The following is a 22,775-nucleotide window of genomic DNA, read 5'->3' as shown; positions in this document are numbered from 1 at the left end:
TCAACCCTCCTTGTTCGGCGGCCATTTGTTGGTGTCGATCTTCGAGGTCCACAGCAGGAACGCCGCGAGATCGGTGACCTCCTGGTCGCTCAGGTGGAACTGCGGCATCTGCCGGCGGCCGGGGACGCCCAGCGGCTGCATCTTCATCCAGGCCGCGAGGAAGGAGCCGAAGGCGGCGTCGCCACCGCGGCGGATCGCGACGTTGCCCAGTTCCGGCGCAAAGTAGGCGCCTTCACCGAGGATGGAGTGGCACCCCACGCAGTTGTTCTGTTCCCACACCAGCTTGCCGCGCACCACCGACTCGGTGAGCTCACTCTCGTTGGTGCGCTTGGGGAAGGTGGTTTCGGTGTGATAGGTCAGCGCGAGGAACACCAGGAAGAAGAAAACGCCTCCTCCCAGGTAGATGTTCCTCGCCATCCCTTTGGTAAATGTCTCTGACATGGGGCCCTCCTAGGTCACGGTCGGGGCCATTGTAGAAACCGTCCCTGGCCGCCTCGCTTGATGGCAATCAAGAAAGACCAATGCTTCTAGTCGGGTATTTTTCCTACATGAAATCAGTGAGTTGCATGTAGGACGAGGATCGCCCCGGTAACCACCAGCGGCCAGCCAAGGAGCAGCGATTGCCACAGCCGCGGGCCATGGCCGAGTTCCATGAAGCGCAGCACGATGAGCCATGCCTTGCCCAGGCCCAGCAGCAGGATCACCGCCACCGGCAACAGGGCATCGGGCGCGTGGTGACCGAGCCAGACGGCGGCAGCGGACATCGGCAGCATCAGCAGCCAGGCAAGCAGCAGCGTGTTCACGAGCCAGGCGCCAGCACGTAGACCAGCGGGAACAGCACCACCCAGACCAGGTCGACCATGTGCCAATAGAGCGCGCCGGACTCCAGCCCACCCAGGGCATCGCCGCGGTAGGCGCCGCGCAGGCAGCGCAACGTCATCCAGCCGAGGATCACCAGCCCCAGCAACACGTGCAGAAAGTGGAAGCCGGTGATCAGCCAGAACAGGGTGAAGAAGGTGCTGTATTCCAGGTCCAGCCCCTGCGCGGCGAGGTGATGGTATTCGCCGGACTTGAGCACTACGTGGACCAGCCCCAGCAACACGGCAACCCCCAGCAGTGCAGCCGCACGCCGCTGCCGGCCGTGGCGCACCTGCTCCACCGCCAGCGCTGCGCAGAACCCGGCGGTAAGCAGTGTCAGGGTCAGCGCCAGGGCGGTGGACAGGTCCAGTTGCGCGCGGCCGGCACGGAAACCTTCGACGTCCAGGTACTGGGCCACGGCGAAGACGATGATGAGGATGGCGAAGACGGTCAGCTCGGCGAGGATGAACAACCACATCGCCAGGTCGCCCGGCAGGTGCCGGGCATCGAGTGTCGCGTCAGGCGAAGTGGACATCGACCAGGTCCATCAGCGCGGCGACCGTGGCCTCGTCGTCCGACAACGGCTCGGCGAGCCCGGCGCGGCAGGCATCGCGGGGTGCCACGCCGGCGTTGAACAGCCGCGCGGTAAGCACCAGCAAGCGTGTCGAGCAGACTTCCTCCAGCTCCTGCCGGCCCAGCCGGCGCAGGGCCACGCCCAGCTGCGTCAGGCGTTGCGCCAGTTCCGGCGCGACCCCGGCCTCGCGGACGATGATCGCAGCCTCCGCTTCCGGCGCCGGATAGTCGAAGCGCAGGGCGACGAAGCGCTGGCGGGTGCTGGGTTTCATGCCCTTGAGCAGGTTCTGGTAGCCGGGGTTGTAGGACACCACCAGCATGAAGCCGGGGGGCGCCACCAGGGATTCACCGGTGCGCTCGATGAACAGTTCGCGGCGATCGTCCGCCAGCGGGTGCAGCACGACCACGGTGTCCTGCCGCGCCTCCACCACTTCGTCGAGGTAGCAGATGCCGCCTTCGCGCACCGCGCGGGTCAGCGGGCCGTCCTGCCACCAGGTGCCGTCGCTACCGATCAGGTGGCGGCCGACCAGGTCCGCTGCCGACAGGTCGTCATGGCAGGCCACGGTGTACAGCGGCAGGTTCAGGCGCTGCGCCATGTGCTGGACGAAGCGGGTCTTGCCGCAGCCGGTCGGGCCCTTGATCAGTACCGGCACGCCCTGCGCGGACGCCTGCGTGAACAGCGCCACCTCGTTGCCGGTCGGCTGATAGAAGAGCGGCGGATCGTTCTGCGCGGGGGCGTTCATGGCGGGCGACTCTCGGTTGGCAGTTGTCGGCTCGCACGCTAGCCAGCGCGGCGCAATGCCTCAAGCACGGCGCGGGAACTTCTTGATTGGCATCAAGCGGAAGCCGCAGGGGCCGCTCCTAGAATCGCCACAGACGCCGGGCGGGAAGCCGGCGAAAACGATCGGCGCCTCGAAGCGCCAGCCTGTGAGGAGAAGCGTTCATGAACAAAGCCCTGGTAGCCCTGCTGTTCGGCGGCCTGCTGGTCCAGACAACCGCAATGGCCAGCACCGGCGAGGAGCTGTTCAAGGCGAAGGCTTGCGTGGCCTGCCATTCGGTCGACAAGAAGCTCGTCGGCCCCGCTTTCCATGACGTTGCCGCCAAGTACGGCCCACAGGCCGACGGCGTTGCCTACATCACCAACAGCATCAAGACCGGCAGCAAAGGCAACTGGGGCCCGATCCCGATGCCCGCCAACGCCGTGAGCCCGGAAGAAGCCAAGACCCTGGCCGAGTGGATCGTCACCCTCAAGTGACCCGTTGCGTGAGATCGGCGCCCACCGCCTTCTGACGCAGTTCCGCCCGACCGGGCGATGGAGGAAGGAGGCCCCATGGCGGGCGTTCGCGATCTGTACAGGGCGCTGCTCGGCTGCCTGTTACTGATGCTTGGCCTGGCGGCGCACAGCGCCGACCTCAGCGATCTGGAGCGAACGCGCATCCAGCAGGTGTTCCCCCAGGCCGACCACATTGGCGAGCCCGAGGGCGAGTACGACGTGCGGCGTCTGTCCCACGGCGACAAACTCTTGGGCTACGCCTTCCAGAGCATTCGTGTCACCCGCATTCCCGCGTATTCCGGCAAGCCGATCAACGTCCAGGTGATCCTCGATCCGGAGGCAGTGATCCGCGACAGCTACGTCCTCGAGCACCACGAGCCGATCCTGCTGATCGGCATTCCCGAAGAAAAACTCCACGCCTTCACCGCCGGCTACAGCGGCCTGCGCGCCGACCAGCGCGTGGCCGTGGGGCGCTCCGGCGATCCGCAGACAGTGACCGTGGATGCTGTCGCCGGCGCCACCGTGACGGTCATGGTGGTCAACGAGATCATCATGCGTGCTGCCCGTACCGTGGCGGTGTCGCTCAAGCTGATCAAGGACGACGGCCAGGTGCGACCCAAGCCCGCTCTCGTCCGCACCGACGTTTATCAACCGGCGAGCTGGCGCGAGCTGCTGGGCAATGGCGCGATCCGCCAACTGAAACTGACCCGCGGGCAGATCGACGACGCCTTCAAGGGCACCGCCGCCGAAAAGGTCAACCAGGCCCGCGATGCGCAACAGCGCGAAGACACCTTCATCGATCTCTACACCGCCCTGCTCAACCCGCCCAACGTCGGCCGCAACCTGCTCGGCGACAAGCAATACCGCGAGCTGATGGAGTCCTTGAAGCCCAATGAATATGCAGTCGTGGTACTGGGCAGCGGCGAGTACTCCTTCAAGGGCTCGGGTTATGTGCGCGGCGGCATTTTCGACCGGGTGCAGATTCGCCAGTTCGGCGACATCCTCAGTTTCCGCGACCTCGATTACCAGCGCCTGTCGGATACCTACGCAGAGGGCATGCCGCATTTCGCCGAGATGGCGATCTTCATCGTCCGCGCCGCACAACGCTTCGACCCCGGCACACCCTTCGACCTGGAACTGCTGGTGCGGCGCCAGACCGGCCCGGTGGACAGCCTGTTCACCACCTTCGACCTCGGCTACCAGACGCCGGAGGGCTACCTCGACCGGCCGCAGCCCAGCGCGGCGGAACTGGAGGCCCTGGAGGATGCGAAGCGGCCAATGTGGCTGCGCGTCTGGTACCAGAAAAGCTTCCAGATCGGCGTGCTGCTCGGCGCCCTGGGGCTACTGGCGGGGATACTCTTCCTGCAGGACAACCTGGCCCGTCGGCCGCAGTTGCTGCACTGGCTGCGCCGCGGCTATCTGCTGTTCACCCTGACCTACATCGGCTGGTACTGCCTGGGCCAGCTCTCGGTGGTGAACGTGCTGACCTTCGTCCACTCGCTGTTCGAAGGCTTCCGCTGGGAACTGTTCCTCATCGACCCGGTACTGTTCATCCTCTGGACCTTCACCGCCGCCAGCATCCTGCTCTGGGGACGTGGCGTGTTCTGCGGCTGGCTGTGCCCGTTCGGCGCCCTGCAGGAGCTGCTCAACGAGGCGGCACGCAAGCTCAGGGTGCCGCAGTTCGAGCTGCCCTTTGCCGTCCATGAGCGGCTCTGGGCGATCAAGTACATCGTCCTGCTGGTGCTGTTCGGCCTCTCCCTGGAATCACTGTCCACCGCCGAGCGCTTCGCCGAGGTCGAGCCGTTCAAGACCGCCATCACCCTGCACTTCGATCGCCAATGGTGGTTCGTCGCCTACGTGGTGGTGGTGCTGGTCATCAACCTGTTCACCCGCAAGGTCTATTGCCGCTACGTCTGCCCGCTCGGGGCAGCGTTGGCGATCCCCGGCAAGGCCCGCCTGTTCGACTGGCTCAAGCGGCGCAAGGAATGCGGCCAGCCGTGCCAGCTCTGCGCCAAGGAATGCGAGATCCAGGCCATCCACCCCGATGGAAGGATCAACGCCAACGAGTGCCACTACTGCCTCGACTGCCAGATGACCTACCACAACGAGCACAAGTGCCCGCCGCTGGTGAACAAGCGCAAGAAGCGCGGCAGGCGCACGGCCACCAGTGACGACGACCAGCTGATCGCGGTGCAACAGATTTGACCATTTGCCTTAAGGAAGGAGCAGGACATGACTGACAAGAAGCAGCAACAGGACGAGATTGCCGGGCTCAGCCGGCGGGGATTCCTCGGCGCCTCCGCGGTAACCGGTGCCGCAGCGCTGGTAACGGCGGGCTCGATGGGTGCTTTCACATCGCGCGAGGCCTGGGCGGACGCGGTGAAGTCGGCGCAGGACAAGATCAATGTCGCCCCCGGCGAGCTGGATGAGTACTACGGCTTCTGGAGCGGCGGCCACCAGGGCGAGGTGCGGGTACTGGGCATTCCCTCGATGCGCGAGCTGATGCGCATCCCGGTGTTCAACGTCGACTCGGCCACTGGCTGGGGGCTGACCAACGAGAGCAAGCGCGTCCTCGGCGACAGCGCACGGTTCCACAACGGCGACTGCCACCATCCGCACATCTCGATGACCGACGGCAAATACGACGGCAAGTACCTGTTCATCAACGACAAGGCCAACAGCCGCGTCGCACGCGTCCGCCTGGACATCATGAAGTGCGACAGGATCACCACCATTCCCAACGTCCAGGCCATCCACGGCCTGCGCCTGCAGAAGGTGCCGCACACCCAATACGTGTTCTGCAACGCCGAGTTCATCATCCCGCACCCCAATGACGGCTCGACCTTCGACATCACCGGCGACAACGCTTTCACCATGTACAACGCGCTCGATGCCGAAACCATGGAAGTGGCGTGGCAGGTCATTGTCGACGGCAACCTCGACAACAGCGACATGGACTACACCGGCCGCTTCGCCGCCTCCACCTGCTACAACTCGGAAAAAGCCAACGATCTTGCCGGCATGATGCGCAACGAGCGCGACTGGGTGGTCGTGTTCGACGTCCCCGCCATCGAGAAGGAGATCAAGGCCAAGCGCTTCATCACCCTGGGCGACAGCAAGGTACCGGTGGTCGATGGCCGCAAGAAGGATGGCAAGGACAGCGCAGTCACCCGCTACATTCCGGTGCCGAAGAATCCCCACGGCCTCAACACCTCGCCGGACGGCAAGTACTTCATCGCCAACGGCAAGCTCTCGCCCACCTGCAGCATCATCGCCATCGACAAGCTGCCCGACCTGTTCGCCGGCAAGCTCAAGGACCCGCGCGACGTCATCGTCGGCGAGCCGGAACTGGGCCTGGGCCCGCTGCACACCACCTTCGACGGTCGCGGCAACGCCTACACCACGCTGTTCATCGACAGCCAACTGGTGAAGTGGAACATCGATGACGCGATTCGCGCCTACCAGGGCGAGAAGGTCGACTACATCCGCCAGAAGCTCGACGTGCATTACCAGCCTGGCCACAACCACGCGACACTGACCGAGACCAAGGAAGCCGACGGCAAGTGGATCGTCGTGCTCAGCAAGTTCTCCAAGGACCGCTTCCTGCCCACCGGCCCGCTGCACCCGGAGAACGACCAGCTGATCGACATCTCCGGCGACGAGATGAAACTGGTGCACGACGGCCCCACCTTCGCCGAGCCGCATGACTGCATCTTGGCCCGCCGCGACCAGATCAAGACCCGCAAGATCTGGGCGCGCGACGATCCCTTCTTCGCCGAGACCGTGGCGATCGCCAAGCGCGACGGTATCGACCTGATGCAGGACAACAAGGTCATTCGCGACGGCAAGAAGGTTCGCGTGTACATGACCTCGTCCGCTCCCGCCTATGGCCTCACCGAGTTCACCGTGAAGCAGGGCGACGAAGTGACCGTCACCATCACCAACCTGGACGAGATCGAGGACGTCTCCCACGGCTTCGTCGTGGTCAACCACGGCGTCAGCATGGAGATCAGCCCGCAGCAGACCTCCTCCATCACCTTCACCGCCGACAAGCCCGGCCTGCACTGGTACTACTGCAGCTGGTTCTGCCATGCGCTGCACATGGAAATGGTCGGCCGCATGCTGGTGGAAAAGGCCTGATATCCGCGCCCCTGGCCCCGCCGGCAGCCGCTGGCGGGGCATCGACGAGAAGGTGTTGCATGGGACTCACCAGGCCTGGCCTCGCCCTGTCGCTGTTGCTCGCGGCAAGCGCCCAGGCGCAACCACAAGCCATCGACCAGTTGCCGCTGCAGGGCGATGGCGACATCCGCACCCTGCCGGCCGGCACCTACACCGGCAACTTCACCATCGACCAGCCACTGCATCTGCGCTGTGCGCCCGGCGCCGTGATCGACGGCCAGGGTGCCGGCAGCACGCTGCATGTGCGCGTGCCCGGCGTGACCATCGAGAACTGCACCCTGCGTAACTGGGGGCGTGACCTGACGGCCCTGGACGCGGCGATCTTCGTCGACAAGGCCGCGCGCGGCACCGTGGTGCGTAGCAATGACCTGCAAGGCGCCGGCTTCGGCATCTGGCTGGATGCAACGGCCGACGTGCAGGTGCTCGACAACCGCATCCAGGGCGAACCGGCCGTGCGCTCCCAGGACCGCGGCAACGGCGTCCACCTCTACGCGGTGAAGAATGCCCTGGTGCGCGGCAACCAGGTCCGCCAGACCCGCGACGGCGTGTACATCGACACCTCCAACGACAGCACCATCGAAGGCAACCTCTTCGAAGACCTGCGCTACGGCGTGCACTACATGTTCACCCATAACAGCCGCGTCATCGGCAACACCACCCGGCACACCCGCACAGGCTACGCGCTGATGCAGAGCCGCAAGCTCACCGTGATCGGCAACCGTTCGGTGGATGACCAGAACTACGGCATCCTGATGAACTACATCACCTATTCCACCCTCACCGGCAATCGTGTCGAAGCCGTGCGCAGCGGCGATGGCGGCGGCGACGCAATGATCGCCGGGGCCGAGGGCAAGGCCCTGTTCATCTACAACTCGCTGTTCAACCGCATCGAGGACAACCGCTTCGAAAGCAGCGCGCTGGGTATCCACCTGACTGCCGGCTCCGAGGACAACCGCATCAGCGGCAATGCCTTCATCGGCAACCGCCAGCAGGTCAAGTACGTCGCCAGCCGCAACCAGGAATGGTCCGCCGACGGGCGCGGCAACTACTGGAGCGACTACCTGGGCTGGGACCGCAATGCCGACGGCGTCGGCGACGTCGCCTACGAACCCAACGACAAGGTCGATCAACTGCTGTGGATGTACCCACAAGTGCAGTTGCTGATGACCAGCCCCGCCATCGAACTGCTGCGCTGGGTCCAGCGCGCGTTTCCCGTCACCCGTCCACCCGGCGTGCGCGACAGCTTCCCGCTGATGCGCGCCCCTGACCTGGAGGCGCAACCATGAACCCCGTCGAGATCCAAGACGCAACCCTGGACTACGGCGGCTTCACAGCGCTGCATGGCCTCGACCTGCAACTGGGCGCCGGCGAAGTCCTCGGCCTGCTGGGGCATAACGGCGCCGGCAAGACCACCACGATCAAGCTGATCCTCGGCCTGTTGCGTCCGACACGGGGCAGCGTGCGCGTCTTCGGCCAGTCGCCGGGAGACCCGGCGGTGCGCCGGCGCATCGGCTTCCTGCCGGAGAACGTGACCTTCTACCCTCAGCTCAGCGGCCGCGAGACGCTGCAGCACTTCGCCCGGCTCAAGGGCGCACGGCCCGCCGAGGTGGACGAACTGCTCGAGCAGGTCGGCCTCGGCCACGCCGCGCAGCGCCGGGTGAAAACCTACTCCAAGGGCATGCGCCAGCGCCTTGGCCTGGCCCAGGCGCTGCTCGGCCAGCCGCAACTGCTGCTGCTCGACGAACCCACCGTCGGCCTCGACCCGCTGGCCACCATCGAGCTTTACCAGTGGCTGGACCGCCTGCGCGCACAGGGCACCGGGATCATCCTCTGTTCCCATGTGCTGCCCGGAGTGGAGTCGCACATCGACCGCGCCGCGATCCTTGCCAAGGGCCGGCTGCTCACCGCCGGCAGCCTCGCTGACCTGCGCCGCGATGCCAGGCTGCCAGTGCGCATCCGCTACGCCGGCAGGCTCGACGGCGACTGGCCGCAACACTGGCGCGAGGCAGGTCATGGCGTTACCGCCCTGGATGGCCGGCGCGTGGAGGTGCGGGTCGGCGAAGCGCACCAGCACGAAGTGCTCAGCGTGCTGCTCGCCGAGCAAGCACAGGAGCTCGAGGTGTTGCCGCCGTCGCTGGCAGACCTCTATCGGCACCACATGCAAAGCGCGCACGCGGGAGTCCCGACATGACCATGATCTGGAACATCGCCCGCAAGGAGCTCGCCGACGGCCTGCGCAATCGCTGGCTGCTCGCCATCAGCCTGCTGTTCGCGCTGCTCGCAGTCGGTATCGCCTGGCTGGGTGCGGCCGCCAGCGGACAGGTGGGCTTCACTTCGCTACCGGCAACGCTGGCCAGCCTGACCAGCCTGGCGACCTTCCTGATGCCGCTGATCGCCCTGCTGCTGGCCTACGACGCCATCGTCGGCGAGGAGGAAGGCGGCACCCTGTTGCTACTGCTGACCTACCCGCTGGGCCGCGGGCAGCTTCTGGTCGGCAAGTTCCTCGGCCATGGCCTGATTCTCGGTCTCGCCACGTTGCTGGGCTTCTCCGCCGCCGCGTTGGCCATTGCCGTACTGGTGCCGGGCATCCCGCTGGGGCAACTGCTGGGCTCCTTCGCCCGCTTCATCCTCTCGTCCTGCCTGCTCGGCTGGACTTTCCTGGCCATGGCCTATGCGCTGAGCAGCCGGGTCAGCGAGAAGTCCACCGCCGCCGGGCTGGCGCTGGGCGTGTGGTTCTTCTTCGTGCTGCTGTTCGACCTCGCGCTGCTCGCCCTGCTGGTGATCGGCAAGGGCCAGCTCAGCGCCAACCTGCTGCCCTGGCTACTGCTGCTCAACCCGACCGACCTTTACCGGCTGATCAACCTGCCCGATTTCGGTGCCGAACTGGGCGGCGTGCTGACCCTCGGCCGGGATCTGGCCGTTCCCGTCGCGGCACTCTGGCTGGCGCTGTGCGCCTGGACCCTGGCCGCGCTGGCGCTGGCCTACGCGCTGTTCCGCCGGCGCCCGATCTGACTTGAGGAGTTTCACCATGCTGCTGTCCCGCTCCCTTCGCCTGGGTTTCACCGCCGGCATCCTCGCCCTGCTGCTCGGCGGCTGCGACGATGCCGCCCGGCAAAACGCCAATCTCGCTCCGGTGCCTTTCCAGAACGGCGAGGAATGCCACGTGTGCGGCATGAACATCGGCGACTTCGCCGGGCCGAAAGGCGAAGCCGTGGCCCCCGGCGCAGTGCGCAAGTTCTGCTCCACCGCCGAGCTGCTGGGCTGGTGGCTGCAGCCGGAAAACCAGCACAGCGGCGCGCGCCTGTACGTGCACGACATGGCCCGCAGCGACTGGAACCACCCCGATGACCGCCACCTGATCGACGCCACCAGCGCGTTCTACGTGGTCGGGGTGAAGCGCCCCGGCGCCATGGGCGCCACGCTGGCATCATTCGCCGACCGCGCGGACGCCGACCGCATGGCCACCGCCGAAGGCGGGCGAGTACTGCGCTTCAGCGAAATCGACCAGAGCGTGCTACAGGGCGTGTCCGGCGACCACCAGCATCACTGAACCAGCCGGTCGCTTCTCTCCAGCAACGCCAGGCAGGCATCGGCCGGCACGGGCTGGCTGATCAGGTAACCCTGGATTTCGTCGCAGCCGTGGGCGCGCAGGAAGCGCAGCTGTTCGGCGTGCTCGACGCCCTCCGCCACCACTTTCAGCTCCAGGCTGTGCGCCATGGCGATGATCGCGCGGGTGATGGCCGCGTCCTCGCCGCGCTCCGACAGGTCGCGGATGAAGGTCTGGTCGATCTTCACGTAGTCCACCGGGAAGCGCTTCAGGTAGCTGAGCGAGGAATAGCCGGTGCCGAAGTCGTCGATGGCCAGCTTCACGCCCATCTCGCGCAGCTGGCGGAAGGTCGCGGTGACGCTCTCGACGTTGTCCAGCAGTTGGCTTTCGGTCAATTCCAGCTCCAGCAGGTACGACGGCAGGCCGGTTTCCTCCAGCACGGTCCGCACCAGGTCGACCAGATTGCCGGTGCGCAACTGGTGCACCGACAGGTTGACCGACACCCGCAGCTCGCGCCCCTGGCGCTGCCACGCGCGGGCCTGCTGGCAGGCGCGGCGCAGGACGTACTCGCCGATGGCGCCGATCAGCCCGGTCTCCTCGGCCAAGCCGATGAAATCGCCCGGCGGCACCATGCCCATCTCCGGATGGCGCCAGCGCACCAGTGCCTCGGCGCTGTCCAGGCGCTCGTTGGCGAGGTTCAGCTTGGGCTGGTAGTGCACGTCCAGCTGCCCCTCGTCGATCGCCTTGCGCAACCGCGTCTCCAGCTGCAGGCGCTCCAGGGTGCAGGCCTGCAGGTTGTCGGTGAAGAACTGGAAGGTATTCCCGCCCAGGTGCTTGGCATGCTGCATGGCCATGTTCGCCTGGCTCATCAGCGCAGAAATTTCCCAGGCGTTGTCCGGCAGCAGGCTGATGCCCACCGAGGCACTGACCACCAGTTCGTGGCCGCCCACGGTCATCGGCGTGCGCAGCTTCGCCAGCAGCCGGCTGGACAGCCGCGCCAGCGCGGCAAGGCTGGCGTAGGAGTCGATCAGCACGGCGAACTCGTCGCCGGACAAGCGGGCGATGGTGTCGGCCTCGGGCACCGTCTGGGTCATGCGCCGCGACATCTGCCGCAGCAACTGGTCGGCGACCTCGTGGCCGAGGCTGTCGTTGAGCAGCTTGAAGCGGTCCAGGTCGATCAGCAGCAGCGCCGCCGTGCGGCCTTCCTGGCGCGCGCGCTGGCTGGCCTCGTGCAGGCGCTCCTTGAACAGCGTGCGGTTGGCCAGCCCGGTGAGTTCGTCGTAGTGCGACAGGTAGCGCAGGCGCTCCTCGGCATCGCGGCGGGCGGTGAGGTCGGCGAAGAAGCCGACCACATGGGCCACCGCTCCCCGGCTGTCACGCACCACGTTGAGCTGCAGCCACTGGGGGTACAACTCGCCGTTCTTGCGCGTCTCGATCAGCTCGCCCTGCCAGGTGCCCTGGCGCTCCAGCTCGGTGCGGATCGACTGGTAGCGCCGCAGGCTCTCCGCCGAGCCCATCAGCCGCGCGACGTTGTGCCCCAGCAACTCCTCGCGGCGGTAGCCGGTGAGTGAGGTGAAGGCCTCGTTGATGGCGATCAGGCGGTAATCGGGGTCGAGGATGATGATGCCTTCGCTGGCGGCCTCGAACACCGTGGCGGCCAGGCGCTGTTCCTCCTCGCGCAGCTTGCGCGGGGAGATGTCGGCGCGGGTGCCGACCATCCGCGTGACCTGCCCGCGACCATCGCGCTCCATCACCCGGCCACGGTCTTCCACCCAGACCCAGTGGCCGGCGGCGTGGCGCACGCGGTATTCGATGCGGTAGCCGTCGGTGCGGCCCTTGAGGTGCTCGACCAGCGCGCGGCGCAGCAGCGGTACGTCGTCGGGGTGCAGGCGCGGGCGCAGGTCGTTGCGCACGCTCTTCACCGATTCCTGGGTGATGCCGAAGATCTCCTCCAGGTGCGAGTGATGCACTTCGTCGGTCAGCAGGTTCCAGTCCCACAGGCCCAGCTCGCTGGCCTCCAGCGCCAGGGCCAGGCGCGCCTCGGTGTGGCTGAGCTTGGCGCTGCCCGCCTCCACTCGCTCCTGCAGCGCGTCGCGGGCGCGGCACAGTTCGCGCTCGGCGCGGCGGCGCTGCTCGACTTCACGCTCCAGGTCCTGGTTCAGCGCCTCGGTCTGTGCGTTGGCGCGCTCCAGGTGCGCCACCAGCGCCTGGGCCTGGAAACGCCGCAGGAGGCCGACGTGGACGACCCGATGAATCTGCCAGGCCACCACCAGCAGCGCGGCCAGCAGGATCACCCCGAGCACGCCCCAGCCCTGCTGCAACGGGTTATCGCTGATCAATAAATAGGCAATGGACGGAAACAGGCAGGGCAAGGCGAAGGTGAGAAAGGCCGGCAGGCTGACCGCGTAGGCGACACTGGCGGACAGGATGGCCGCGGCGATCAGGCCGAACACCAGGGATTGCTGGAGGAAGGCATCCGGCGGGACCAGGGCGATCGCGGCAAAGGCCAGGGTCAGGCCCGAAGCCCCGGCGCCGAACAGGAAGGTGCGCTGCCAGTGCGGGCTGGCCTGGCGCTCGGCGCAAGCGGCATTGAAGGCGGAGACCTGGATCAGCCGCAGCACGGCCAGCAGCACCAGCCAGACCAGCCAGCCGGCCAGCAGCCCCGGCTGCACGTAGTCCCACAGCAGCCCGGCGCAGGCCAGGCCATTGAGCAGCATGAGCAGGGTCGGCACCCGCGAGCCCTGGTAGAGCAGGCGCGTGCGTTCGACGGCAATTTCGTGAGCGTACTGCTGGCGGATCTCGGCATGGCTCACCGGGATCGCCGAAGGCTCTACATAAGCGGTCATAGGCGTTTTTCTTGTAGGTTCTGGCCTAGGCGTCGGCGGAGCATACCCGAGGAGCTAGCCCCACCCAAGCAGGATGATGGCAATTGGCTGTAAGCCCTCCCAACTTTCGTCGGGAAGACGCCGGACGGCGGCCCGGTTTGCCGGGGAAAACCGCCCGTCGGTAGAATGCCTCCCCATGAACGATGACATCTCCTACCTGCTCAACTCCCTCAATGACCCGCAGCGCCAGGCCGTAGCCGCGCCGCTGGGGCGCCAGCGCGTACTCGCCGGCGCCGGGTCCGGCAAGACCCGCGTGCTGGTGCACCGCATCGCCTGGCTGATCCAGGTCGAGAACGCCTCGCCGCACAGCATCCTGGCCGTGACCTTCACCAACAAGGCAGCCGCCGAAATGCGCGCGCGGATCGAGCAGTTGCTGGGGATCAACCCGGCGGGCATGTGGGTCGGCACCTTCCACGGCCTGGCGCATCGCCTGTTGCGCGCGCACTGGCAGGAAGCCGGGTTGCCGGAGAACTTCCAGATCCTCGACAGCGACGACCAACTGCGCCTGGTCAAGCGCGTGGTGCGCGAGATGGGGCTGGACGAGCAGCGCTGGCCGCCGCGCCAGGCGCAGTGGTTCATCAACGGGCAGAAGGACGAGGGCAACCGCCCGCAGAACATCCAGGCCGGCGGCGACCTCTACCTGTCGACCATGGTCAGCGTCTACCAGGCCTACGAAGACGCCTGCGCCCGTGCCGGCGTCGTCGACTTCGCCGAACTGCTGTTGCGCTCGCTGGACCTCTGGCGCGACCGACCGAGCCTGCTGGAGCACTATCAGCGGCGCTTCCGCCACATCCTGGTGGACGAGTTCCAGGACACCAACGCCGTGCAGTACGCCTGGCTGCGCTTCCTCGGCAAGGGCGGCGAGAGCCTGATGGTGGTGGGCGACGACGACCAGTCGATCTACGGCTGGCGCGGCGCGAAGATCGAGAACATCCAGCAGTTCGGTGACGATTTCGCCGGCACCGAGGACATCCGCCTGGAGCAGAACTACCGCTCCACCGGCACCATCCTGAAGGCCGCCAACGCGCTGATCGCCAACAACAGCGGGCGCCTGGGCAAGGAGCTGTGGACCGACGGCGTCGACGGCGAGCCGATCACCCTGTATTCGGGGTTCAACGAGCACGACGAGGCGCGCTACATCGTCGAGACCATCGAGGACGCCCTGCGCAAGGATGGTCTGAAGCGCAGCGAGATCGCCATCCTCTACCGCTCCAACGCCCAGTCCCGCGTCCTGGAAGAGGCGCTGCTGCGCGAGAAGATCCCCTACCGCATCTACGGCGGCCAGCGCTTCTTCGAACGCGCCGAGATCAAGAACGCCCTGGCCTACCTGCGGCTGATCCGCCTGCGCGATGACGACGCCGCGCTGGAGCGGGTGATCAACGTGCCGCCGCGCGGCATCGGCGAGAAGACCGTCGAGGCGATCCGCAACGCCGCGCGCCTGAACGGCACCTCCATGTGGCGCGCGATCAACGACGTGATCGCCGCCAAGGCCGTGGCCGGCCGCGCCGCCAGCGCGTTGAACGGCTTCCTGGAGACCGTCGACCTGCTCGCGGTGAAGGTCGAGGGCCTGCCGCTGCACCAGATGACCCAGATCGTCATCGAGCAGTCCGGCCTGGTCACCTACCACAAGGAAGAGAAGGGCGAGAAAGGCCAGGCCCGGGTGGAAAACCTGGAAGAACTGGTCAGCGCCGCCCGCGCCTTCGAGACCCCGGACGACGAGGACACCCCGCCGCTGGTGGCCTTCCTCGACCACACCGCGCTGGAATCCGGCGACACCCAGGCCGACGCCTTCGAGGACAGCGTGCAACTCATGACGCTGCACAGCGCCAAGGGCCTGGAGTTCCCGCTGGTGTTCCTCGCCGGCATGGAAGAAGGCCTGTTCCCGCACAAGATGAGCCTGGAAGAGCCCGGCCGCCTCGAAGAAGAACGCCGCCTGGCCTACGTGGGTATCACCCGTGCCATGCAGCGCCTGGTCATGACCTATGCGGAAACCCGCCGCCTGTACGGCAGCGAGACCTACAACAAGGTCTCGCGCTTCGTCCGCGAGATCCCGCCGAGCCTGATCCAGGAAGTGCGCCTGTCCAACTCGGTGAGCCGCCCGCTCTCGGGCAACCAGCGCAGCGGCAACCTGTTCAGCGGCGCCAGCGTGCCGGACACCCCGTTCAGCCTCGGTCAGTCCGTGCGCCACCCGCTGTTCGGCGACGGCGTGATCCTCAACTTCGAAGGCTCCGGCGCCCAGGCACGGGTGCAGGTGAACTTCGACAGCGAGGGCAGCAAGTGGCTGATGATGGGTTACGCGAAGCTGGAAGCGATCTGAGCCGTCTGCTTCAGGGCCGTAGGGCGGATAACCTGGAACAGGTTATCCGCCGGCACCTCGGAGCCGCTTTTTGTAGGAGCGAGCTTGCTCGCGAACGGATTCACCGGAAGCTGCAGTGCCGTGAGGTTCGCGAGCAAGCTCGCTCCTACAGGTCACTCCCCCGCTCGACCGGCGGGCTCAGTGATGCCCGCCGCCGTTCTGCTCGAAGGTCTCGATCAGTGCCACCTGCATCCGCGAATGCACGCGGATGAACCAGCGCCAGAACACCGCGATCACCAGCGCGGCGATCAGTGCCACCACGACCAGCAACTCACCCGGCGGCAGGATGCTCGAACTGAGCGCCGCCAGCAGCAGCATCATGCCGCCCAGCGACAGCAGCGGGATCAGCTCGGAAATCACCCGGCGCACGCGGGCCGTGTGGCGGCCGGCGCTTTCCGCCTTCACGCCCATTTCCGCCAGCAGCATCGCCAGCGCCTTGAGCTTGCGGTAGGCGGCGATCAGGAACGGCAGCGACAGCAACAGCGCGGCGCCCCAGATCAACGCCTTGTGCAGCGCCTCGGGCTCGACGAACTGCGCCAGCCACTGGCCGATCTGCCCGGCGAAGAACGCCAGGCCGAAGAAGATGCCGATCACCAGGGTCAGGTTGACCCCGACCTGCAGCAGGATGCGCCGGATCATTCCGGCGAGGATCGCCTTGTCGCCCCGCGGCTTGATGCTGCGCAGCCACTCGCCGTACAGGCTGAACACCCGCACCATGGGTGATGGCAGGCTGCGGCCCAGGTACAGCGCCAGCGGGTCGGCGGAGCGGATCAGGTAGGGCGTCAGCAGCGTGGTGATGGCCGACACGCCGACCACCACCGGGTAGAGGAAGTCACTGGTCACGCCCAGGCTCATGCCCAGCGCGGCGATGATGAAGGAGAACTCGCCGATCTGCGAAAGGCCCATGCCCACGCGCATCGAGGTGCGCCCGTCGTTGCCGGCAATGAAGGCGCCGGCACCGCAGGAGATCAGTTTGCCGGCGACCACCACCAGGGTGATCACCAGGATCGGCGCGGCATAGTCCACCAGCACCTTGGGGTCGATGGTCAGGCCGATGGCGACGAAGAAGATCGCGCTGAACATGTCGCGCACCGGCTCCATCAGGCGCTCGATCTGGATCAGCTGGCGCGACTCGGCCATGATCGCGCCGATCAGGAAGGCACCCAGGATCATGCTGTATTCCAGCTTCACCACCAGCAGGCAGAAGCCGAAGCACAGGCCGAGCACCGTCACCAGCAGCATCTCGTTGCTTTCGAATTTCGCCACGTAGGCCAACAGGCGCGGTACCAGCAGGATGCCGACGACCAGCGCGACGACCATGAACAGGCTCAGCTTGCCGACCGTGGAGAACACCTGGTCGGCCTCCACCGTGCCGCTCACGGCAATGCCGGAGAACAGGGCGATGATGCCGATGCCGAGGATGTCCTCGATGATCAGCACACCGAAGATCAGTTGGGCGAAGCGCTCGTTCTTCATCTTCAGGTCGCCCAGGACCTTGATGATGATGGTGGTGGAAGACATCGCCAGGATCGCGCCGAGGAACAGCGAATCCATGGTGCTCCAGTCGAACAGGCGGCCGATCTCGAAGCCGGCCCAGATCATCAGGGTGATTTCCAGGAACGCGGCGATGAAGGCCGTGGCGCCGACCTGGAACAGCTTGCGCAGGCTGAATTCCAGCCCCAGGCAGAACATCAGGAAGATCACCCCCAGTTCGGCGAGGGTCTTGATCGTGTCCTCGTCGTGCACCAGCGCGAAGGGCGGGGTGTGCGGGCCGATGATCACCCCGGCGATGATGTAGCCCAGCACCACCGGCTGCTTGAAGCGGTGGCAGAGGATGGTGACGAAACCGGCGATCAGCATGATCACCGCGAGGTCCTGGATGAAGTCGATGGCATGCATGGTCGGCGGTCCTCGCGGCGTGGGGTCAGGGATCGCGCGGCTGACGGCCTCGCTCAGCGAAGCCTACCATCCGAGCCTTCCGACAGGCGGCTCTGAAAGAATCAGTAACAGACTGATTTGGAAAGGGATTCAACCGCCCCCATATCAGGGGTCGGGCCCGAACAGGGCAACAGCACGAAACAAAATCCGGCTGGCCCTCACCGGCCCCGGCCTGCAACATGACGTGCGTCGTATACCAACCAAGAGAATGACAACGATGAAGCGCTTTCTCAGCCTTGCCATGGCCTTCTGTGTCGCCGTGACGCTCAGCCTCGACGTCAACGCCGCCAAACGTTTCGGTGGCGGCAAGAGCATGGGCTCTGCGCCGAGCCACCAGACCCGCCAGGCGCAACCCAACGCCGCGCCGAATTCCCCGACTGCCGCCGGCCCGGCCGCGACCGGTGCCGCCGCAGGCGCTGCCGGCGCCGCTGCCAAGAGCGGCGCTTCGCGCTGGCTCGGCCCGCTGGCCGGCCTCGCCGCCGGTGGCCTGCTCGCCTCCATGTTCATGGGCGACGGCTTCCAGGGCATGCAGTTCCTCGACATCCTGATCATCGCGCTGATCGCCTTCATCGCGTTCCGCTTCATCGCTTCGCGTCGCCGCCAGCAGCAGGGCCAGCAGCCCGCCATGGCCGGCGGCCATGCGCCGATGCAGCGTGAAATGCCGACTGCTCCGCCGTCGATCTTCGGTGGCGCGTCCCGCCCGGTGATGGACAGCCGTCCGGTGATCAACGCCCCGAGCTGGTTCGATGAGACCCGTTTCATCGGCGCCGCCCGCGAGCACTTCATGTCCCTGCAGCAGCACTGGGACGCCAACGAGATGGACAAGATCGCCGAATTCGTCACCCCGCAGATGCTGCAGTTCCTCAAGCAGGAGCGCGCGGACCTGGGCGACAGCTACCAGTCCACCTACATCGACAACCTCGACGTGCAGCTCGAGGGCGTGGATGACCAGGCCGACAAGACCATCGCCACCCTGACTTTCAGCGGCGTGTCGAAGTCCTCGCGCTTCGACCAGGGCGAACCCTTCAGCGAAAGCTGGCGCATGGAGCGCGCCCAGGGCGACAACCAGCCCTGGCTGGTGGCTGGCATCCGCCAGAACTGACCCTAGCGCGTGAAGAAGAAGCCCGGCGATTACCGGGCTTTTTCGTTTTTGCACATCGGCCACAGGCTTGCCCTGCCCCCGCCGCTCGTCCGGACGGCGCCCGCGCAGTGGTCTTGCGCGGAGGGCCGGCTACTACTGTATAAAGCGCGCCATTCGTCGAATATAGAGAGGCCCCGTCTGTGGAAGATGTGATCGAGAAACTGCGTGAAGCGAACGAGCCGGTTCCGGTACCGCTGGAACTGCCCGACGAAGAACTGCTGGTGGAGATCGAGGAAGCGCTGCTGATCGGCATTCCGTCGGAATTCCGCGAGTTCCTCCTGCTGGTCAGCGACGTCGTCTATGGCCGCCTGGAACCCGTCACGGCGACCGATCCACAGTCCCACACCTACCTGCCGGAAGTCGCGGCCGTGGCCTGGGCCAATGGCCTGCCGCGCGAGCTGATCCCGCTCTGCGCCGACGGTGACGACTACTACGCGGTCGCCGAGGACGGCGAGGTGATTCTCTGGGCCGACGGCGAGCTCACCGAGGAAACCTGGGACTCCGTCTGGACCTGGGCACGCGACGTATGGCTCGATACTTGAAGCCCCATGTCGGAATTTCCTGAAACTTCCATGGTCACACAGGCAACCCAGCGTACCTCCAGCCCTTGCTGCCCGGGCGGGTACGATGCCCCGTGGAGAAACTATGAAGTTGAAAGCCTTGTTCACCTGCCTGTTGCTGCTCGGCCTCGCCGGATGCGCCGACAAGGCCGTGGTGACGCTGCAGGACGGCAGCGAAATCCTGGTGAAGGATCACTCCGACTACGACAAATACAATGACTACTACGAATTCGAGCAGTTGAACGGCGAGACGATCCTGATCAAGAAGGACAACGTCCGCTTCATCAAGACCCCCTGAAGGGCGCCCTAGCGCGCCCCCAGCCTTCCCCCGCTTTCCAGCTCCAGCAGATTGAGCAGGTACTGGCCGCAGTAGCCCAGGTCCTGTTCGATGGCTTTGCGTGCGCCTGCGCCATCGCCACGCTCCAGCGCCTGCAGGGTGTCTTCGTGGAAGTCGTTGAGGCGCAGCGACAGGTCGGCCTCGGTGAACAGCCGGTTGAAGAACGGCCCCACCTGCAGCCACAGCGCCTCGATCATGCGCAGCAGCGTGGGGTTGCCACAGGCGCGGTAGAGCGTCAGGTGGAACAGGCTGTTGGCTTCCAGGTAGCCATGGACGTCACGGGCGTTCAGCGCGTTTTCCATGCGCTCGGTGCAATCACGCAGCACGGCCATGTCGGCGGGCCGCAGGTGCCGCGCCGCATCCTCCACCGCCAGCCCCTCCAGGGATTGCCGCACCTGCAGGATCTGCAGGTAGCGCTCGCGGGTCATCACCGGCACCCGTAGCGAGCGCTGCGGCTCACCTTCCAGCGCGCCCTCTGCCACCAGGCGTTGCAGGGCGGCGCGGACCGGCATCGGGCTGGTGCCCCATTCGTCAGCCAGGTCGCGGATCTTGAGCCGCTCGCCAGGCTGGAAGCGCCCGCTCAAAAGGGCCTGGCGCAGGTTCTGGTAGAGCTGTTCCTGAAGGTTGTCGGCCATGGTTTCACTCCCGCCCGGCCGGCGGCGCCGGCAGTTGGGCGAAGGTCAGGCTGCAGTCGTGCTTCATCTCGCTTATCCCTTGTTTTCGATCAGACAGTTGCCGCCATCCACCACCAGCACTTCGCCGGTGATGTAGCTGGCTTCGGGCGAGGCCAGGAAGGCAATGGCGGCGGCCACCTCCTCCGGTCGCCCGGAACGACCCAGCGGCGTGCGCCGCCCGGCCTGGATTTCTTCTTCGCTGCTGGAGCCGGTGGCAATCCAGCCCGGCGCCACGCTGTTCACCGTCACCCCGCGCTGCGCCACTTCCAGCGCCAGCCCCATGCTCATGCCGAGCATTCCGGCCTTGGCCGCGCTGTAGGCCGACTCGCCCGGATTGCTGGCCCGCGTGCCGGTGGTGGAGCTGACGTTGACGATGCGCCCGTAGCCGCGCTCCAGCATGCCCGGCAGCAGCGCACGAGTGAGCAGGAAGGCGCTGGTCAGGTTGCGCGCCAGCGACAGGTTCCAGGTTGCCAGGTCCATCGCCGCGAGTTCGGCGAAGGGTTCGGGGCTACCCTGCATGGCCATGCCGGCGTTGTTCACCAGCACGTCTACCCTTCCCCATTGCGCCTGCGCCCACTCGGCCAGGGCAAGGACGTCGCCTTCATCGGTCAGGTCGGCGGGCAGAGCGCGGGCCTCGAAGCCCTCGGCGCAAAGCTCCTGCGCCCGCTGCAGGACCCGCTCGCTGCTGGCGGTGAGCAGCAACTTCACACCGTTGCGCGCCAGCCGGCGGGCACTGGCGAAGCCGATGCCGGACTCGCTGCCGGCGCCGCTGACCAGAGCTACCTGGCCGGCCCAGGCGGACTCATTCGTGACATCTTTCATGGGCATCTTCTTGTTCTGTGATCACAAAATTCGTTACAGGGCAGATTATCAGGCAGTCGCTTCGCTGTATTGACATTTTTGTGATCACAAATGGAAGATGTGCGAAATAACAAACGAGGTGTGCAACATGACTGCCAGCGGAATCGCCCAACAGGCCGTGGATCTCTTCACCGCCCGCGAGCGCCAGCGCTTCCTGGAACAGAATCCCAAGTCCGTCGCCCTCGCCGAGCGTGCGCACCAGTCGCTGTACGCCGGCGTGCCGATGCACTGGATGGCCGACTGGTCCACGCCCTGCCCGCTGTTCGTCGAACGCGCCCAGGGCGCCCGCTTCTACGACGTGGACGGCCATGACTACGTGGACTTCTGCCTCGGCGATACCGGCAGCATGTTCGGCCACTCGCCGGCGCCGATCGCCCGCGCCCTTGCCGAACAGGGCGCGCGCGGCCTGACCACCATGCTCCCCGGCGAAGACGCGGTGGTCTGCGGCGAGCTGCTCGCCGCGCGCTTCGGCCTGCCCTACTGGCAGGTAACCGCTACCGCCACCGACTCCAACCGCTACGTGCTGCGCTGGGCCCGCGCGGTGACCAAGCGCAAGACCCTGCTGGTGTTCGACGGCTGCTACCACGGCACCGTCGACGACGTGATGGTGCGCTACCGCGACGGCGAAACCGTGCACCGCTCCGGCCTGGTCGGCCAGGCCTACGACCTGACCCAGCACAGCCGCTCCATCCCCTTCAACGACGTCGAGGCGCTGGAAGCCGCGCTGGCCCAGGGCGACGTCTGCGCCCTGCTGTGCGAGCCGGCGATGACCAACATCGGCATGGTCCTGCCCGATCCGGGCTTCATGCAGAAGTGCCGCGAACTGACGCGCAAGTACGGTTCGCTGCTGATCATCGACGAAACCCACACTATCTCCACCAATATCGGCGGCTGCACCCAGCTGTGGAACCTCGACCCGGACTTCTTCGTGGTCGGCAAGCCGATCGCCGGCGGCGTGCCCTGCGGCATCTTCGGCTGCAGCGCGGAGATGGCCGAACGCATGGCCGCCTCGCGCCAGAGCGCCCAGGAAGACAGCCACGGGCACGGCCACAGCGGCATGGGCACCACGCTCTCGGCCAACGCCCTGGCCATGCACTGCATGCGCGCCAACCTGGAACAGGTGATGACCCAGGCGGCCTACGACCACATGCTGCCGCTGGCCAAGCGCCTGGCTGATGGCTTCCGCACGCTGATCACCAAGCACGACCTGAAGTGGTCGGTGACCGAGCTGGGCGCGCGCAGCGAGTTCCAGTTCTGCCCCGTCTCCCCGCGTACGGGCGCCGAGGCCGAAGCGGCCTTCCACGACGAGCTGCAGATGGCGCTGCACCTGTACCTGATCAACCGCGGCATCCTGATCACGCCCTTCCACAACATGACCCTGTGCTGCCCGGACACTACTGCCGCGGACGTGGATCGCCTGATCGAGACCCTCGATGCCGGCATCACCGAGCTGCTGGCGATTCCCGGCGCGCGCGAGGCCTGACCTTTAGAGCCCCTCTCCCTAACCCTCTCCCTGAAGGGAGAGGGGACCGTTCGGCGCAGGATGAAACCTCAACGTCAGCCGGCACGGACAGCTCCCTCTCCCTTCAGGGA

General features: G+C 66.3%; 21 protein-coding genes. 12 read left to right on the top strand and 9 right to left on the bottom strand.

The window, feature by feature from the left end; translation table 11 throughout:
* The 4 genes from PNI01S_RS24595 to PNI01S_RS24580 all read right to left on the bottom strand — a co-directional run bounded on the left by PNI01S_RS24595 (position 1) and on the right by PNI01S_RS24580 (position 2,174).
* Positions 1 to 441 (bottom strand): c-type cytochrome, encoded by a 441-nt coding sequence (locus PNI01S_RS24595; RefSeq protein ID WP_024766105.1) that lies wholly within the window; start codon positions 439 to 441, stop codon positions 1 to 3.
* 113 nt (positions 442 to 554) lie between these two features.
* Entirely contained in the window at positions 555 to 803 is a 249-nt protein-coding gene (locus PNI01S_RS24590; RefSeq protein WP_243778767.1) for a cytochrome C oxidase subunit IV family protein, read from the bottom strand.
* Positions 800 to 1,393 (bottom strand): cytochrome c oxidase subunit 3, encoded by a 594-nt coding sequence (locus tag PNI01S_RS24585; RefSeq protein ID WP_065083741.1) that lies wholly within the window; start codon positions 1,391 to 1,393, stop codon positions 800 to 802. Before PNI01S_RS24585 ends, PNI01S_RS24590 begins: the two co-directional genes overlap by 4 nt.
* Entirely contained in the window at positions 1,377 to 2,174 is a 798-nt protein-coding gene (locus PNI01S_RS24580; RefSeq protein ID WP_024766102.1) for a CbbQ/NirQ/NorQ/GpvN family protein, read from the bottom strand. Before PNI01S_RS24580 ends, PNI01S_RS24585 begins: the two co-directional genes overlap by 17 nt.
* Positions 2,175 to 2,374: 200 nt before the next feature.
* Here PNI01S_RS24580 and PNI01S_RS24575 point away from each other — a divergent pair, with 200 nt between their 5' ends.
* From PNI01S_RS24575 to PNI01S_RS24545, 7 genes are all read left to right on the top strand, one after another.
* A complete protein-coding gene (locus PNI01S_RS24575; protein ID WP_024766101.1) occupies positions 2,375 to 2,686 on the top strand; it encodes a c-type cytochrome in 312 nt (103 codons plus the stop codon).
* 75 nt (positions 2,687 to 2,761) lie between these two features.
* Positions 2,762 to 4,909 (top strand): transcriptional regulator NosR, encoded by a 2,148-nt coding sequence (gene nosR, locus PNI01S_RS24570; RefSeq protein WP_024766100.1) that lies wholly within the window; start codon positions 2,762 to 2,764, stop codon positions 4,907 to 4,909.
* Between the two features lie 27 nt (positions 4,910 to 4,936).
* The gene (nosZ, locus tag PNI01S_RS24565; protein ID WP_037007478.1) at positions 4,937 to 6,844 is read left to right on the top strand and encodes a TAT-dependent nitrous-oxide reductase; all 1,908 of its coding nucleotides are present in this window, start codon (positions 4,937 to 4,939) and stop codon (positions 6,842 to 6,844) included.
* 59 nt (positions 6,845 to 6,903) lie between these two features.
* On the top strand, positions 6,904 to 8,169 hold the full coding sequence (locus PNI01S_RS24560; RefSeq protein ID WP_024766098.1) for a nitrous oxide reductase family maturation protein NosD: 1,266 nt from the start codon (positions 6,904 to 6,906) through the stop codon (positions 8,167 to 8,169).
* Positions 8,166 to 9,074 (top strand): ABC transporter ATP-binding protein, encoded by a 909-nt coding sequence (locus tag PNI01S_RS24555; protein ID WP_065083745.1) that lies wholly within the window; start codon positions 8,166 to 8,168, stop codon positions 9,072 to 9,074. Before PNI01S_RS24560 ends, PNI01S_RS24555 begins: the two co-directional genes overlap by 4 nt.
* Positions 9,071 to 9,895: an ABC transporter permease gene (locus PNI01S_RS24550; RefSeq protein ID WP_024766096.1), complete on the top strand. Its 825-nt coding sequence runs from the start codon at positions 9,071 to 9,073 to the stop codon at positions 9,893 to 9,895. The genes PNI01S_RS24555 and PNI01S_RS24550 overlap by 4 nt, the downstream gene beginning before the upstream one ends.
* A gap of 16 nt (positions 9,896 to 9,911) precedes the next feature.
* On the top strand, positions 9,912 to 10,433 hold the full coding sequence (locus PNI01S_RS24545; RefSeq protein WP_065083746.1) for a nitrous oxide reductase accessory protein NosL: 522 nt from the start codon (positions 9,912 to 9,914) through the stop codon (positions 10,431 to 10,433).
* Here PNI01S_RS24545 and PNI01S_RS24540 read toward each other — a convergent pair.
* Positions 10,427 to 13,276, bottom strand: a complete 2,850-nt coding sequence (locus PNI01S_RS24540; RefSeq protein ID WP_084359554.1) for an EAL domain-containing protein — start codon at positions 13,274 to 13,276, stop codon at positions 10,427 to 10,429. The genes PNI01S_RS24545 and PNI01S_RS24540 overlap by 7 nt on opposite strands.
* Before the next feature lie 175 nt (positions 13,277 to 13,451).
* Here PNI01S_RS24540 and uvrD point away from each other — a divergent pair, with 175 nt between their 5' ends.
* Positions 13,452 to 15,632 carry a DNA helicase II gene (uvrD, locus tag PNI01S_RS24535; protein ID WP_065083748.1) on the top strand — a complete coding sequence of 727 codons (2,181 nt, stop codon included), beginning with the start codon at positions 13,452 to 13,454 and terminating at the stop codon, positions 15,630 to 15,632.
* On the opposite strand, the gene PNI01S_RS28465 is transcribed toward uvrD, so the two are convergent.
* Positions 15,608 to 15,769 (bottom strand): hypothetical protein, encoded by a 162-nt coding sequence (locus tag PNI01S_RS28465; RefSeq protein ID WP_157837670.1) that lies wholly within the window; start codon positions 15,767 to 15,769, stop codon positions 15,608 to 15,610. The two genes, uvrD and PNI01S_RS28465, sit on opposite strands and share 25 nt — an antisense overlap.
* Positions 15,770 to 15,809: 40 nt before the next feature.
* A complete protein-coding gene (locus PNI01S_RS24530; RefSeq protein ID WP_024766093.1) occupies positions 15,810 to 17,570 on the bottom strand; it encodes a cation:proton antiporter in 1,761 nt (586 codons plus the stop codon).
* A 256-nt stretch (positions 17,571 to 17,826) separates the two neighbouring features.
* On the opposite strand from PNI01S_RS24530, the gene PNI01S_RS24525 reads away from it, so the two are divergent.
* The 3 genes from PNI01S_RS24525 (at position 17,827) to PNI01S_RS24515 (ending at position 19,608) form a co-directional block, all read left to right on the top strand.
* On the top strand, positions 17,827 to 18,711 hold the full coding sequence (locus tag PNI01S_RS24525; RefSeq protein WP_038803436.1) for a Tim44 domain-containing protein: 885 nt from the start codon (positions 17,827 to 17,829) through the stop codon (positions 18,709 to 18,711).
* A gap of 179 nt (positions 18,712 to 18,890) precedes the next feature.
* The gene (locus PNI01S_RS24520) at positions 18,891 to 19,292 is read left to right on the top strand and encodes an SMI1/KNR4 family protein (protein WP_024766840.1); all 402 of its coding nucleotides are present in this window, start codon (positions 18,891 to 18,893) and stop codon (positions 19,290 to 19,292) included.
* A 103-nt stretch (positions 19,293 to 19,395) separates the two neighbouring features.
* Entirely contained in the window at positions 19,396 to 19,608 is a 213-nt protein-coding gene (locus tag PNI01S_RS24515) for a YgdI/YgdR family lipoprotein (protein WP_017521498.1), read from the top strand.
* Positions 19,609 to 19,616: 8 nt separating this feature from the next.
* On the opposite strand, the gene PNI01S_RS24510 is transcribed toward PNI01S_RS24515, so the two are convergent.
* The gene (locus tag PNI01S_RS24510) at positions 19,617 to 20,282 is read right to left on the bottom strand and encodes a GntR family transcriptional regulator (protein WP_024766839.1); all 666 of its coding nucleotides are present in this window, start codon (positions 20,280 to 20,282) and stop codon (positions 19,617 to 19,619) included.
* Between the two features lie 72 nt (positions 20,283 to 20,354).
* A complete protein-coding gene (locus PNI01S_RS24505) occupies positions 20,355 to 21,143 on the bottom strand; it encodes an SDR family NAD(P)-dependent oxidoreductase (protein ID WP_065083751.1) in 789 nt (262 codons plus the stop codon).
* Between the two features lie 127 nt (positions 21,144 to 21,270).
* Between PNI01S_RS24505 and PNI01S_RS24500 the strand changes: the two genes are divergently transcribed.
* Positions 21,271 to 22,665, top strand: coding sequence for an aspartate aminotransferase family protein (locus PNI01S_RS24500; RefSeq protein WP_084359552.1), 1,395 nt, complete (start codon positions 21,271 to 21,273; stop codon positions 22,663 to 22,665).
* The last annotated feature ends 110 nt before the right edge of the window (positions 22,666 to 22,775 follow it).

Source organism: Pseudomonas nitroreducens NBRC 12694 (assembly GCF_002091755.1).
GTDB lineage: Bacteria > Pseudomonadota > Gammaproteobacteria > Pseudomonadales > Pseudomonadaceae > Pseudomonas > Pseudomonas nitroreducens.
Note: the sequence above shows the minus strand (reverse complement) of the source record. Positions and strands in the feature narration are given on the sequence as shown.